This is a genomic window from Marinomonas vulgaris (assembly GCF_018145875.1).
GTDB classification, from domain to species: domain Bacteria; phylum Pseudomonadota; class Gammaproteobacteria; order Pseudomonadales; family Marinomonadaceae; genus Marinomonas; species Marinomonas vulgaris.
This window is the reverse complement of record NZ_JAGSSV010000021.1, coordinates 20214-34931: the sequence shown is the minus strand read 5'-3', so window position 1 is coordinate 34931 and position 14718 is coordinate 20214. Positions and strand designations below refer to the sequence as shown.

General features: G+C 44.3%; 12 protein-coding genes and 1 pseudogene. 7 read left to right on the top strand and 6 right to left on the bottom strand.

Annotated features, from left to right (window positions below):
• Positions 1-33: 33 nt before the first annotated feature.
• The gene (locus J9B83_RS13055) at positions 34-939 is read right to left on the bottom strand and encodes a LysR family transcriptional regulator (protein WP_114412836.1); all 906 of its coding nucleotides are present in this window, start codon (positions 937-939) and stop codon (positions 34-36) included.
• Positions 940-1056: 117 nt separating this feature from the next.
• Here J9B83_RS13055 and fahA point away from each other — a divergent pair, with 117 nt between their 5' ends.
• Genes fahA through J9B83_RS13020 form a run of 7 tightly spaced genes read left to right on the top strand, consistent with a single transcriptional unit; the run spans position 1057 to position 8829 of the window.
• Positions 1057-2316: a fumarylacetoacetase gene (gene fahA / locus J9B83_RS13050; protein WP_114412837.1), complete on the top strand. Its 1260-nt coding sequence runs from the start codon at positions 1057-1059 to the stop codon at positions 2314-2316.
• Between the two features lie 9 nt (positions 2317-2325).
• Positions 2326-2970 (top strand): maleylacetoacetate isomerase, encoded by a 645-nt coding sequence (gene maiA, locus J9B83_RS13045; RefSeq protein WP_211537288.1) that lies wholly within the window; start codon positions 2326-2328, stop codon positions 2968-2970.
• Between the two features lie 27 nt (positions 2971-2997).
• Positions 2998-3558 (top strand): VOC family protein, encoded by a 561-nt coding sequence (locus tag J9B83_RS13040; protein ID WP_114412838.1) that lies wholly within the window; start codon positions 2998-3000, stop codon positions 3556-3558.
• A gap of 51 nt (positions 3559-3609) precedes the next feature.
• Complete coding sequence (locus J9B83_RS13035; RefSeq protein WP_114412839.1) at positions 3610-5892, top strand: cytochrome P450/oxidoreductase; 2283 nt, start codon at positions 3610-3612, stop codon at positions 5890-5892.
• Between the two features lie 33 nt (positions 5893-5925).
• Positions 5926-6975 (top strand): TRAP transporter substrate-binding protein, encoded by a 1050-nt coding sequence (locus tag J9B83_RS13030; RefSeq protein WP_114412840.1) that lies wholly within the window; start codon positions 5926-5928, stop codon positions 6973-6975.
• A gap of 49 nt (positions 6976-7024) precedes the next feature.
• Positions 7025-7504: a TRAP transporter small permease gene (locus tag J9B83_RS13025; RefSeq protein ID WP_236037297.1), complete on the top strand. Its 480-nt coding sequence runs from the start codon at positions 7025-7027 to the stop codon at positions 7502-7504.
• A complete protein-coding gene (locus J9B83_RS13020) occupies positions 7501-8829 on the top strand; it encodes a TRAP transporter large permease (RefSeq protein ID WP_114412842.1) in 1329 nt (442 codons plus the stop codon). Before J9B83_RS13025 ends, J9B83_RS13020 begins: the two co-directional genes overlap by 4 nt.
• A gap of 183 nt (positions 8830-9012) precedes the next feature.
• Here J9B83_RS13020 and J9B83_RS13015 read toward each other — a convergent pair.
• The 5 genes and pseudogenes from J9B83_RS13015 to J9B83_RS12995 all read right to left on the bottom strand — a co-directional run.
• Positions 9013-9465: pseudogene (locus tag J9B83_RS13015) on the bottom strand (IS3 family transposase); the annotation flags it as partial.
• An 810-nt stretch (positions 9466-10275) separates the two neighbouring features.
• Complete coding sequence (locus J9B83_RS13010; RefSeq protein ID WP_072842371.1) at positions 10276-10659, bottom strand: group II truncated hemoglobin; 384 nt, start codon at positions 10657-10659, stop codon at positions 10276-10278.
• Positions 10660-10746: 87 nt separating this feature from the next.
• Positions 10747-11616 (bottom strand): EamA family transporter, encoded by an 870-nt coding sequence (locus J9B83_RS16025; protein ID WP_211537287.1) that lies wholly within the window; start codon positions 11614-11616, stop codon positions 10747-10749.
• A 51-nt stretch (positions 11617-11667) separates the two neighbouring features.
• Positions 11668-13590 carry a TRAP transporter permease gene (locus J9B83_RS13000; protein ID WP_114412843.1) on the bottom strand — a complete coding sequence of 641 codons (1923 nt, stop codon included), beginning with the start codon at positions 13588-13590 and terminating at the stop codon, positions 11668-11670.
• A gap of 34 nt (positions 13591-13624) precedes the next feature.
• The gene (locus J9B83_RS12995) at positions 13625-14680 is read right to left on the bottom strand and encodes a TAXI family TRAP transporter solute-binding subunit (protein WP_236037296.1); all 1056 of its coding nucleotides are present in this window, start codon (positions 14678-14680) and stop codon (positions 13625-13627) included.
• Positions 14681-14718: the final 38 nt, after the last annotated feature.

Here is a 14718-nt window from a genome sequence, read left to right as displayed (position 1 = left end):
TAAAATATAAAAAATTAATGGGAACCGGAATATTCATTCTAATGCTCTATCAAAATGCATGTGTTTTAAATAAACATCGATAAATTTTTGCACAGCTGGTAGCTTTTCACGGTTTTTAGAGCTGTATAGGTAAAAGTTACGATAAATTATCGGGTCACAAATAGGTACCATTACCAGCTCATTTTGTTTAACCGATTCAAACGCGTAGGGCAAACACAAGGTCACGCCTAGGCCGTTTTTCACCATACTAAGTGCCGTAGACATAAAGTTCACCTGATGCTTCGGTTTGATAATGTAGTCGGCTGAGTCTCGCATTAAATTTTCTATTAAAAGATCCGTAAATGTTCCTCGAAGCGTTATCAGCTCCAAAGAGGCAATGTCTTTCCAGCGAATACGGCCGCCTTGTGCAATAGGGTGGCTAGGCAAAGTCGCTAAATGAAATGGCTGAGAAAAAATCAAACGCTTGCTCAACGAGGTTTGTAGCTTACGCTCTGGTCCAATACCTATATCGGCTTCACCACTGCTGACGATGTCTTGTATTTTTTCGACCCCACAATCAATCATGCTGACTTCCACTTGTGGGTACATGGTGTTGTACATGGAGATAATTCTAGGCAGCTCAACTGACGCCAATTGTTGAGCTACAGCAATTCTTACCTTGCCATAATCCAGTTCTTTAAGCCCCTTTACCTCGTTGGTTAAGGTGTCCATTTCATCCAACATGCGAATCACAGCTGGAAGAATATTGCGGCCCGCTTCTGAGGTTTCTAGCTTTCTGGTTGAGCGGTCAAACAGCCCAAGTTCTAAGTTATTTTCTAATTCTTTGATAATGCTGCTTAAAGCTGACTGAGTAATGTGAAGGGTCTCTGCTGCCTTGGTGAAGCTACCCTCTTGATGGACGGCCAAAAAAGCACGTAACTGTCGCAACGTAACATTCATAAGTTTAACCCATATATATATAAATAATTTCTGTTTGTCTTATAAATATATACCTTCTACTATTTTCTCATCAACACAAACACACAAAAGAATTATTTAAATAGAGGTCAAGGACTTATGGATAAGAAAAAAACATTTGTACCTGTTGAGAAAAACAGCGATTTTTCTATCTACAATTTACCTTATGGGATTTTCAGCAGTGAGTCGTTAAGCCCGCGCGTTGGGGTCGCCATTGGCCATCAAGTATTGGATTTAAGCCAACTTGAATCCGCTGGTCTTTTGCCTACTTCAAACAACCCTGTCTTCCATAACAGCACGCTTAATCCTTTTATTTCATTGGGTAAAGCCGTTTGGCAACAAACCCGAACGTGTTTACAAGACCTACTAGACGCAGACAACCCAGAGCTGCGTGACAATCAAGCGTTGCGCACTAGCGCCTTGATCGAGCAGGCGAGCGTACAAATGCACTTGCCTATTCATGTGCCTTCTTATACCGATTTTTACTCATCACGAGAGCACGCCTTTAATGTTGGCTGCATGTTCCGCGGGCCAGAAAATGCACTCATGCCAAACTGGACAGAATTGCCAGTGGGCTACAATGGCCGAGCCAGCTCTATCGTCGTCAGTGGCACCGACATCGTGCGCCCAAGCGGCCAGATCAAAACACCAGACGCTGATCGCCCCGTTTTCTCGGCGTGTCGCAAACTGGATTTTGAGTTAGAAACAGGCTTTATTGTGGGTCGTTCTAACGCCCTAGGTGAGCCCATTCCTGTTGAAGAAGCCCATGAGCACATCTTTGGTATGGTGCTACTCAATGATTGGTCAGCGCGAGACATCCAACAATGGGAATATGTGCCACTTGGGCCTTTTAACTCTAAAACTTTCGGATCTTCTATTTCACCATGGGTCGTCACCCTAGAAGCATTAGAACTGTTCCGCTGCCCAGCGCCTCAACAAGAACCGCTGCCATTGCCTTATTTGCGTGAGAAACGGGACAACAACTACGATATTAATCTTGAAGTGGCGTTTGATGTGGCGGGTGAAGAGACCGTGATCAGTCAAACTAATTTCAAGTACATGTACTGGACTATGGCTCAGCAACTGACTCACCATGCGATCAGTGGTTGCAACATGCAGGTAGGCGACTTGTTAGGCTCAGGCACTATTTCAGGCAAGGAAAAAGACAGCCGTGGCAGCCTACTTGAGCTTACTTGGAACATGTCTGAACCGCTCACACTCAAAAATGGTGAATCACGTAACTTTATAGAAGACGGTGACAGCATTGTGATGCGTGGCTATGCACAAAAAGAGGACGTACGAGTTGGCTTTGGCGAAGTGCGAGGCAAGGTTCTTCCTGCTCATACGTTTAACTTTTAAGGCAAGATCATGATTCAGCTTTACAGTTATTTTAGAAGTTCGGCAGCGTACAGAGTGCGCATTGCTTTGAACCTTAAAGAAATGCCGTATGAGTATCTCCCTGTACATCTGCTCAACAATGGCGGAGAGCAACACAGTAGCCACTATGCGTCTTTAAATCCGATGAAACTGCTGCCCACGCTGGTTGATGGACAAACGGTGTTGTCTCAATCTTTGGCCATTATTGAATATCTTGAAGAAGCATATCCCGATACGGTGTCGCTGCTTCCAGATAGCCCTGAGGCGCGCGCGCACGTGCGCGCCATCAGTCAGATGATAGCCTGCGATGTGCACCCTCTTAATAACTTACGAGTGTTGCAATATTTAAATTGCTCGTTTGATGTCGATGATGCACAGCGTCAACAATGGTACACGCATTGGATCACAGTGGGTTTTGATGCGTTAGAAAAAGTGATCGCAAAACAGCCAGGTAAATTCTGCTTTGGGGATACCCCAAGCCTTGCTGACTGTTGTCTGGTGCCACAGATTTACAATGCTAAACGCTTTAATATGAGCCTTGAGGCTTACCCACATATTGTATCCGTTGACGAGCATTGCAAAGACCACCCCGCTTTTGTGCAAGCAGCACCAGAGCAACAACCTGATATGGCTTAACCACTTAACCGACTAAAGGAAACTCTCATGACATTCAAAATAGAACAAATACATCATGTTGCGTATCGCTGCCACGATGCCAAAGAGACAGTGGACTGGTACAAGAAAAACCTTCACATGAACTTCACTCTTGCCTTTGCCGAGAACCATGTACCTTCAACCAAAGAACCTGATCCTTACATGCACATTTTCTTAGATGCAGGTAATGGCAACGTACTAGCTTTTTTTGAGTTACCTACCAAACCTAAAATGGGCAGTGATAAAAATACCCCAGCATGGGTTCAGCATATTGCCCTCCGTGTTAAAGACCGTGACACACTCGAAGTGGCGAAAGCACATTTAGAAGAGAATGGCGTTGATGTACTTGGTATTGTCAACCACGGTCTGTTTCATTCGATTTACTTTTTTGATCCAAATGGTCATCGCATTGAATTGGCTTATGATGATCCTGCTGCTGCCGAAAAAATTGCTCGAATTACAGAAGAAATGAAGCACGATATGCTTAACGAGTGGACAAAAACTAAGCGTGCACCTGAGCACACTAAGTTTCTACACGCCGAAGAGTTGAAAGCTAAAGAAACAAATTAAGTAGCAAAAAAAGAGCGAATTAAATAATAAAAATAACAGGAGATCGATCTGATGAAAAACTCTGCACAATCACATTGTCCTTTTCATGCTTCAAATAAGCGTAACGAAGAGGCAACGGAATTTGATATGTTTGGAGCGGAGTATCAACATTGTCCTGCGAGTTCTCTACAGTCATTTCGTGAAGAAAAGCCGATCTTCTTTTCGGAAAAAATGAACTATTGGGTAGTAACCCGTTATGCAGACATTCGTGAGATATTTCGTGATCCTGTTGTTTTTTCGGCTCGCAATGTATTAGAAAAATTTACCCCAGATACGCCAGAAACCGCAGAGATCTTACGCTCTTATAACTACGGTATGAATCGCACTTTGGTCAATGAGGACGAGCCGATTCACATGGAACGCCGCCGCGAGTTACTTGATGCTTTTGAAGCCGACAAACTTGAAGGGCTGCGCGAGCTCACCAGAACGTTAGTGACTCAAAAGGTGGATGAATTTATAGGTTTGGGCAAAGTAGACCTCATGGCCACGCTATTGTGGGATATACCTGTCATCGTTGCGCTTAAATTTTTGGGCGTGCCTGATGATGATATTTCGGTCTTACAACAGTATGGCGTAGCGCACAAGGTCAATACTTGGGGTCGCCCTTCACCCGAAGAACAGCAGCATGTGGCCACTAATGTGGGCAAATTTTGGCATTATTCAGGTGACGTGCTAGAACGCATGAAACGCAATACAGACGGCCAAAGTGGCTGGATGTATGACATGATCCGCAAAAATCAAACTAACCCTCGTGTTGTCACAGACAACTACCTGCATTCTATGATGATGGCTATTTTGGTTGCCGCCCACGAAACAACGGCTACTGCCACGGCGAACGCCATAAAGCATCTTTTGTCTAAGCCCAAACTTTGGCAAAAATTACATCATCAGCCAGAGCTTATTCCTGCTGCAGTGGAAGAATGCCTACGCTACGCCGGTCCGATTGTGTCTTGGCGGCGTGAGGCCACACAAAACGTACAAATAAACGGCGTCAATATTGCCAAAGGTGACAAACTGTTTCTTGTGATGGCTGCAGCGAACCGAGACCCAGAACAGTTTGAGAACCCTGAAGAACTTGATATCTTGCGCGATAACGCCAGTGAGCACTTATCTTTTGGTTACGGTGCTCACCAGTGTCTTGGGCGCAATATCGGTCGTCTGGAAATGTGCGCTTTTATCGAAGAGTTGACTCGTCGCATCCCGGATATGACGCTTTCAAAGCAGACCTTTACCGCCACTCCCAATACCTCGTTTCATGGGCCTGAAGCACTGTGGGTTGAATGGAACCCAGAAGCAATCAAAGGCACCGAAACAGCTAGTGTTTTTGCAATTGGCAACCCAGACAAGCGCACCATAGTTCGCCAGGCTAAAGTTGTGGCAATTCATACGGTTGCCACCGACATTAAAGAAATTGTCTTAGCGTCAGAAGACGACACCTTGGCGTTTCCTCATTGGACCCCAGGGGCGCACATTGAGCTTCATCTGCCGAACGGCTTAAATCGCAAATACTCCTTGTGCCCAAGTGTTAATACTGCGAATTATTCTATTATGGTCAAGCAAGAGCCTGAAGGAAAAGGTGGCTCAATGTGGATTCATCAAAACCTTAAATTGGGGGATAAACTGCCCATTCAAGGCCCCAAAAACTTCTTTCCATTACAGTCTCACGCCCAGCCTGTTTTATTGATCGCAGGGGGTATAGGAATCACCCCCATGTTGTCCATGGCTGAACAACTCACACGCGAAAACAAAGCTTTTAGGCTGCTGTACTGTGGTCGTACACGAGACAGCATGGTGCAAAACCACCAGTTGAAAAAGTATGAGCAAAACATTGAGCTATTTATTTCTAGCGAAGGAAAGCGTCTAAATTTAGACGCTGAACTCAAAACAAGCCCACCAGGGACGCCTATTTATACCTGTGGCCCCGAGGGCTTGATCCATGAAATCCAAGTTTTAGCTGAACGGTATCACCATATACTGAGTTCTGAACTTTTCACCTCACAAAGCAATACCTTAAACCCCGAAAAAGAACATGCGTTTGATGTTGAGTTGGTTGATACCGGAAAAACCTACCATGTCCCAAGAGACAAAACACTCTTGGAAGTTATGTTAGATAACAATGTTGACGTACCCAACGATTGTGCAGAAGGACTTTGTGGAAGCTGTGAAGTAATCGTTCTAGGAGGAGGTGAAATAAATCATCGAGACCACGTTCTTAGCGTAAAAGAAAGGCAAAGCAATAAAAGAATGATGACTTGTTGCTCCAGAGCATCAGGAAAAATAACCATAAAACTATAAACCCAATAACAATAAAATAGGAAGAAAGCCAATATGTTTAAAAATATGCGATCTATTGTATTAGCTAGTACCGTTTTAGCGGGATTCAGTACATATACTTCAGCGCAGACCGTGCTTAATGTCAGCACATGGCTACCGCCGACACACGCCCAAAATGCTGTGGTGTGGCCAACATGGGGTAAATGGGTAGAGGAGGCCACTGAGGGGCGTGTCACGGTTAACATCGAATACAGCTCGAACAATCCAGCTCAGCTTTTTGACATAGTTGAAGACGGTGTATCAGATGCTGCATTCAGTTTTCATGGTTTCATTCCAGGGCGCTTTAAATTACAAGAAATCGTAGAGCTACCAGGACTTGGCGTGAACGCTGAAGCAGCCTCAGCTGCTCACTGGCGTACTTATGAAAAATACCTTAAAAAAGCCAACGAACACGATGGTTTAGAGCTGATTGGCCTGTTTACTCACGGTACAGGAGTAATGCAAACACGCTTCCCTGTTACCAGTCTTGATGACTTGAAAGGTAAAAAAATTCGCATTGGCGGTGGCATTCAAGCCGAGATTGGCAGTCGATTGGAAGTGATCCCTGTGGCTGCGCCTGGAAATAAGGTCTATGAACTCATGCAAACAGGCGTAGTAGATGGTGTGTTTATGCCTATGACCGAACAGCAAGCCCAACGGTTGTATGAAGTTGCACCTTACGTTACGGCACTGCCAACTGGAATGTACATGGGCAGTTTTGTAATGTTTATTAGTCCTGACTTCATGGATTCTTTGAGTGAAAAAGACGCCAACGCTATTCGTAGTGTCTCGGGAGAGCGTTTGTCAATTATGGCAGGGGCAGCATGGGACAAGGCTGATATTGCGGCTAAAAAGTATGCCGAAGAGAAAGGCGGCACAGTCGTTGTGTTGGACAAAAATGATCCTATCACGTTGTCTTATACAGAAAAAACATCCGGTTTAGATGAGAATTGGCTGGCATCAGTCAAGGATAAAAATGTGGATGCAAGAGCGGCATTAAAAATGTTGAGAGCAGAAGCTCAAGCGTATGCCAAAGAGCAACAAAAAGACGCTGGAGCGCGCTAGTATGTCGTTTATCTCATGGTTGGACGCAAACTATGAGGAGAGAGGGCCAATGAAATGGTTGGCCTTCTTCTTTGAACTAATAGCAGCCAGTACGCTATTTGCTCTTATGGTCCTCACTTGTTTTGATGTTGTTGGTCGCTACTTCTTCAGTCAACCTATTCTTGGAACAACTGAATTGACAGAAATTGGCTTAGCTATTGTTATTTTCTCAGTGATGCCAGTTGTCACATGGCGTGGTGCACACATTGTTGTTGATTTGATTGATATATTTGTGAAGCATTCTGTTTTACGCCTACTTTCTTTGCTGTCTAGTGCTGTTATTGCCTCATCTCTTTATTTTGTTTCTTTTCGAATTTGGGATTTGGGAGCGCGAATGATAAGGCGCAATATTACTACAGACTTTTTGTATCTAGAGGTGGGCTTTTTTGTTCAATACATTGCCATATTAAGCTGGATTACAGGCATCAGTGCTCTTCTATATTTTGTTTTATCAGCCCGTAAATCATCCCCTCTAGGAGAAGTAAAATGACATTAGTATTAGTTGGCTTCGCTATCCTTTTGATAATGATCATGCTGTTTCGAATCCCTATTGCCTTTGCAATGGGGATAGTAGGCTTCTTTGGTTTTGCTATTCTAAATGGTCTTACGTGGGACAATATCGACAGTTTCCGATGGAAAATCCCCCTTTCTATGGCTTCTAATCGCATTATTGATACCGCAAAGGATTATGGGCTTTCTATTATTCCTTTATTTATCTTAATGGGTAACTTAATAACTCGATCTGGGCTATCAAAAGAGTTGTATGAAGCTTCTTATGCTTTTTTGTGTCATAGGAAAGGTGGTGTTGCGATGGCGACCATCGCAGCATGTGGTGGCTTCTCTGCAGTAAGTGGGTCAAGCCTCGCCACTGCGGCCACAATGGCAAAAGTAGCCATGCCCCCTATGAGAAAGTATGGCTACAGTGATGCCTTAGCGACCGCTTCCATTGCTGCAGGTGGCACATTGGGTATTTTGATTCCCCCTAGTGTCATGCTAATTGTTTATGGTTTGTTAACTGAAACCAGTATTCGTGAGCTGTTTGCCGCAGGCCTAATTCCTGGGATTTTAGGCATCGTATTGTACCTTGGTGCAGTAAAATACACAGTTTGGAGAAATCCAGACGCCGGCCCAAGTGCTGAGCGGATGAGTTGGTCTGAAAGATTGCGAGCCCTAAAAGGCGTACGAGACATATTAGGCTTGTTTGTGTTGGTGATGGGAGGTATTTATTTGGGTATCTTCACTCCAACAGAAGCGGCGGGTATTGGTGCAGGCGGGGCGTTTATCATTGCGTTATTTCGTCGTAGTTTGAGCTTATCGTCTCTTTTCAAAACACTGGCTGACAGTGCACGAACTTCTGCTACCTTATTCGTTATTGTTATTGGTGCGCTGATCTTTTCTGATTTTATTAACCGCGCTGGGCTACCAAGCATGATGGTTGATTTTGTATCGTCCCTAGATGTAGCACCAATCATGGTTATTTTTGTAATTCTAATGATTTACATCATTCTTGGCATGGTATTAGAGAGCTTTTCGATGCTTTTGTTAACCATTCCTGTTTTTTTCCCAATTGTGGTAGATCTTGGTTATAGCCTAGTATGGTTTGGTATCGTGGCGGTAATAGTGGTTGAAATTAGTCTAATCACGCCACCGGTTGGTATGAACGTCTTTGTACTTAGCGGCATCATCAAAGACGTTCGCACTGGTACCATTTTCAAAGGCGTGTTGCCTTTTTGGACCGCCGATCTTATACGCTTGTTCCTTATAGTGGTCATTGCGCCACTATCCTTGTGGTTACCTAGCTTAATTTATGATTAAACTGATATAACCCCCCATGATAATATTGAAATATAATATTAATTAATCCAAAAAAATCTAATAATCGTCACTGAATAATGGCGTTTCAAATATGAAACGCCATACTATTTTTAGGCCTTTGTATCAGAAAGGTTTTTAGCCTTACTCGCTCTAAAAAAAGATCCCAAATATAGAGCAATTGAAGTACTTTTTCCTATTGTCAAGCGTGATTAGCTGTCCTCTTTTTCCTACCAATAGGCATCGAACTTTTTCCCAGCACCAGTAGCGCAGCACTTTCTGCTAACGCTTTCTCCTTTCGTCTGATCTCACGCTCTAGTTCTTTAATGCGTTTTTGGCCGTTTGTTGCTCCGCCGTGAGCTTAGTGTTTCTTGTCGATTTCACCGTGTTGCCAGCAATACAGGCTTGCTTCCATCGCTTTACTTGCTCAGGGTACAACCCTTTTTCTCGACAGTACTGATGCAGATCCGCTTCAGACAAGGCAGCAGTTTCAAGTACGACAGCAAATTTTTCTTCATTTGACCACTTATCTGATGAACTCACTTTTGACTCGCTAAATCCTGATGTGTTGAATTGCTTTTGCCAACTATACAGGGTGGAGAGCTTAATGCCTTCTTGTTCTGCAAACTGTTGTATGGACCAAGAAATTACTTAGGAACACTGATCCTTGAAGCGAAAAAGGTGCCGAAACACTTCAACTTGACCAGCTATCCAACCAGTTTTTTATTTGGCTCGTCATGACTCCAGCAAGCACCTAAGAGTACTTTTAAATTTTCATATAACTTCGGTAATTGACTCATGACTTCTGAAACACCTTTGACCGCAGAACATCTAGCGACAGATTCAACCTCCTACCTGGTTTCTTTTCGAGTTAGTCATGAAAATGATGGACAGCTTAGCGAACATTTAAGTAGATTAATACCCAAACTAGAAGCTACGCTCGGGTTTGAATCTATAGACATCATACGAAGAAAAGGGGGGCAAGGTGTGGACTTCTACCTAGTAACTCGCTTCGAGTCTGTTAAAGCGCTGGACACTTGGAAAAAATCACGAGAAAGAATTGAAGCCCTAGCACCAATTGAAGAGATGTATATCACCGATATCTCAAGAGAACACACATCCGGCTCGAATATTTGGTTCGAGCCCGTAACCCGCCTTCCGTCACAGCCTCTGCCACCACTGCTTTGGAAACACTGGGTTCTGAGTATACTAGCGGTATATCCCCTTTTGATCCTTCTCATAAATACTCTGCGCCCCATAATTTCCCCGCTACATGAAGCGATAGGATTACTCGTAGTGGTAACTATTCTAACTGGACTCACTACGACATTTATTGTTCCTTGCCTTTCTAGAAAACTAATGCCATGGCTTTCGCGACGTTAGAACGACAGTCGGCAGATTGCTGAATCAAGCCATCTAGCAAATTCGGTGCCTGATAGTCTGATACACTTAGTGTGTGTTTCGTACTGCGTCTGCGAGCCTAGCCAGCGGCTTCCTGAGCATTAATTGAACCTCATCATCCACATCCATGGACTCCATGGATTCATACATGCATGCCACCCATAGATCTCTTTCTTTAGTCCCGATTCGGAAGGATTCATGCGGACCAGTCATACATACTGAGCCATACTTTTCCAAATAAATCTGAGGTCCACCCATCCAACCAATAAGATAGTCTGTCAACTTACCCCTGACGCTGGACAAGTCGACTGCATGCATCTCACGAAGTGCTTTGTATTTCGGAGCGTTATCCATCAGATCATAAAAATGATCTACCAGCGCTTTTATTCCATCCGATCCAAGTGCTAAATAGGGTGATTCGTACTTTCCCAATTTATGACTCCCGTTTTAGTTTTAATTTCGAAGTAATCCAATTTTGGATCTCACTTTCAGCGCATCAGATTTACCAGGTGTCTCTTCTCAGAATTTACCGGTAAAAAGAATCACTCCAAGTACAATAAAAGACACGCCAAATAAAATGCGACGATTAAAAATCTCATTCTGCCTTGAATAAATCCATGTACCTGCAAGAACAAATAGAGGTGTAGTTGCAGCGAGCGGAGCTACGACGATCAATGTTCCTGAGGCAAGTGCAATATAAAGAAACACCGGCCCAACACTGGAAAGAACACCCGCGATTAAAAAATACTTCAGTTCCCGGCTATTGCATGTGATTTTTGTTCTTGTAAATACCACGTACCCCGTGAGAACTATCCACGATGTGATTACCGTAATGGCACTCGCCACTATAGGATCAGTACCATTTTCAATTCCGATTTTTCTAAACGATATCGATACACCATATGCAATAGAAGCAAGTATTGGTGCATAAAAAGACAAAAATGTCTTTAAGATTGGAATCTTTACCCTCTTGGATTGAGTTGACATACCGATAAGCAAAGAACCTAGCACTACCGAAATAGCGCCATGCATTTGAGCGTATGAAGCTGCTTCCCCTATTACGAATACCCCTAACGCAACAGAAACTAAAGGGTGTGTCAGCGTAATAGCCGTTGCAACGTTGGTACCTAACGTGGACATTCCAATAAATTGGAATAGCCGTCCCAGTAGAGGAGCGAATAGACCCGCGAGGATAAAGTATCGCCACTCCCATATATCGAAAGGGAGCGGCGATAAACAAGCTAAAGATATAATACCTAGAAACAGTACGTTAGCTGTTAGCGTTATCCACAAGACGCTCAAATTTGATGCGTTTAGGCGACCCATCTTTATTAGCAAAAACGTACCAGCAAACATCATTGACGATAACGTCGCCCAAAGTATCTCCACTCTATTACTCTCTCCAGTGATTAGGGCTTCCCTGCCCACCGGACCAATCCTTTAAGCGCGACTCGTAACCATTGCCTTCACGCGTTGTCTCAAGTGAGGAGTAACGAAGATAGTCAAAAGCACTATTATGCTGCCTGTAATCAGAGGAACTGCACCAGGCGAGATAAACAATAAGCCAGCAATAAATAGGGCTACCCTAGCAGCTGCATTCAGCGCTTCTATGAAGAACCCTTCCACTGCAGCACTCAACAGGATTACGCCGATGGCCGCACCTACACAACTAATTGCAATGTGAGAGATACTTCCTTCTAGAAGCAGCCCATCACCATACATAAATGCAAAGGGTACGATGAATGCAGTTATCGCAAGTTTCACTGCACCAACCGCAATTCCCAGAGGTTTGGCATCAGCAATCGCCGCAGCAGCGAATGCAGCTACCGCTACAGGCGGTGTCATTGCTGACAATACTGCAAAGTACAGGATGAACATATTTGACTGCAGAGGAGAGAAATCCAGTGAAGCCAAGGTCGGTCCGACGAGCACCGCAGCCAAAATAAAGGCTGAGGGTGTCGGCATTCCCATACCTAGGATGATTGCTAATATGGCAGAAACTACGAGAACAAGGAAAGTAGTGTTTCCTGCCAACAAAAACACTAGATCAGCAAACTTGCCACCCAGCCCAGTCATCGAAATTCCGCCGATTACCAAGCCGGCAGCAGCACAAGCAGCCACAACCGAAACCATTCGAACGGTAGTTTCACCTAGGGCTTCCCAGATCGCCTTTAAACCCATGCGAGTTGAAGGTTTTACAGCCGCAACTGCAACCACACCTATGGTGGCAAAGGCAGCAACATAAGTAGGCGAGAATCCCATAATCAACGCCCCTGAAAGGACAACTAGCGGAAGGATAAACAAACCTCCGTTAGACATTGCATCCTTAACTTTAGGCACTTCATCTTCGCCAAGTCCACCCAGTCCCATTTTCTGAGAGCGAAGATGAACCTGCGCATATACGCACAGATAGTAAAGCAAAGCGGGAACAATACCTGCTATCGCGATATCACGGTATTCGATACCCGTATACTCCGCCATGATAAAAGCTGCTGATCCCATAACCGGAGGCAAAAGACTACCTCCCGTCGAGGCTGCAACTTCCACACTACCTGCCAAAGAACTCCTATAACCAAGGCGTTTCATAATTGGGATCGTAATTGAACCCGTGGTAACAACATCAGAAGTCGGACTTCCTGACATTGTTCCGTAAAGACCTGAGGAAATAATTGCTATCTTAGCTGGACCACCAACTCGGCGCCCTGCAAGAGCAGATGCCAGGTTGTAGAAGAAATCCGCACCACCCGCACGAGACAAAAACGTACCGAACAGAACAAAAAGGAATGCGTAGGTGGCAGCAACACGAAGAGGAACGCCAAAGAGCCCATCACTCGTAAACATCATAATGTCTAGAAAGTGATTGAATCCAACTTCACGAAAGCCCAACCCAAATGGAAGATCGTGGCCAAATAAGTTATAAACTACAAACGCTGCTACAACACTTGTCAGACCAAAACCCACAGTTCGTCTGGTAGCTTCGATAGTCAGGAATAGAAGTATCGAACCGGCTATGAGATCCGGCATTTCTAGAGGATAGAGTAGTGTGATCCTCTCAACAATCCGACTACTTTCAACAAAAAAGTAGATCCCAACAGCCGCACTAGCCAGCGACAGAACCCAATCAGTCGGTCCAGGCATATCAGACCGACCCCAGGGGCCGGCCGAATACATAATGAAGAGCAGAACAAGGATTGATGATAAAAATACTACTGTCATTCCAAACAGGTCAACATATACAACCGTCGTCGTATAAATCACTGTCAATGCTATTATTGCGCCAAATGCCTGGATAATTTTCGCTAATCCTGAACTGAGGCGGCGCTTGGACCCCGTCTGAATTAATAATGATAGTATGTCTTTCATTTAGATAATTCCTGCTCTTGTTTTTGTTATAGTTTTACTTCAAACCAACTTCTTCAAGATATTTGAGTGCGCCCTTGTGATAAGGAACTACGGTTACTGAAGCCATGATTTCGGGCGTTAACGCCTTCATCGCAGAGTGAACACTCACGATCGTTTCGTAATTTTCAAACAACGCCTTGGTCAGGTTGTAAGCGAGCTCTTCATCCATGTCCTCACGAACCGCCAGAGTTGCCCCCAAAGAAGCCGTATGTACGGCATTCGGAGAAAACTCATATGTTCCTGCTGGAATATCAAAAGAAACAGTCCCACTCTCCGCATTTATAGCGTCTACAGTGCCCTCTTCCATCGACAGCAGAGTAAGGTCTACACTGTTAGCCGCTTGCATAATCGAGCTATGTTTTACGAAGAGAGAATTGATCAGAAGATCTGCTCTGCGGTCCTGAATCAGAGAAATCTGCTCGCCAGATGCAGCATAAATAATCTTGCCACCCCAGCTCTCGATATCCGCTTCAGTAACACCGATAGCTTCTAGCATTTCCACTGCAATATTAGACGCAATATTTCCGCGTTTATTGATGGCAATCGTGATTGGTGGTTTTACTTTTGCGATGTCTTCAAAAGCCTTAATGCCATATTCTTCTGCGAAGCTATTGCTAATCAGCGCCTGCATAGGCGCCCAAGTGTAGAGGTAAGACAAAACACGAGCTGAGTCTATCGGTTCACGAAACGGATCGTCTCCTTTTTTTGCTAACAGGAGCTCCGCATCATGAATAATCGCGAGGTTTGCCTGATCACGATCGAGCAATCCTACGTTAGCAACGCCACCACCAGAAGTCTGATAGGTTATCTTAGAACCCTCGTAACTCTCTCTAACCGCGCCATCGACACCCGCTCCCAGCAGACTCCAAAGCCCACCAGGAGATGCACCGGCTATAGTCATCTCGTAGCTTTCTGAGTGCGCTATCGGTGATAGCATTAATACTGCGGAGACCAGCGTTCCGGCCATACCTTTTTTAATGGTTGAAAACATAATCTTTTCCTTTTGTTTTTGTTTTTTGAGTTTGCTTAATAACCAACTATGTAACAGCAATTTAATCTCGTACTGGAGATTTAACCTGTGACCTAGTG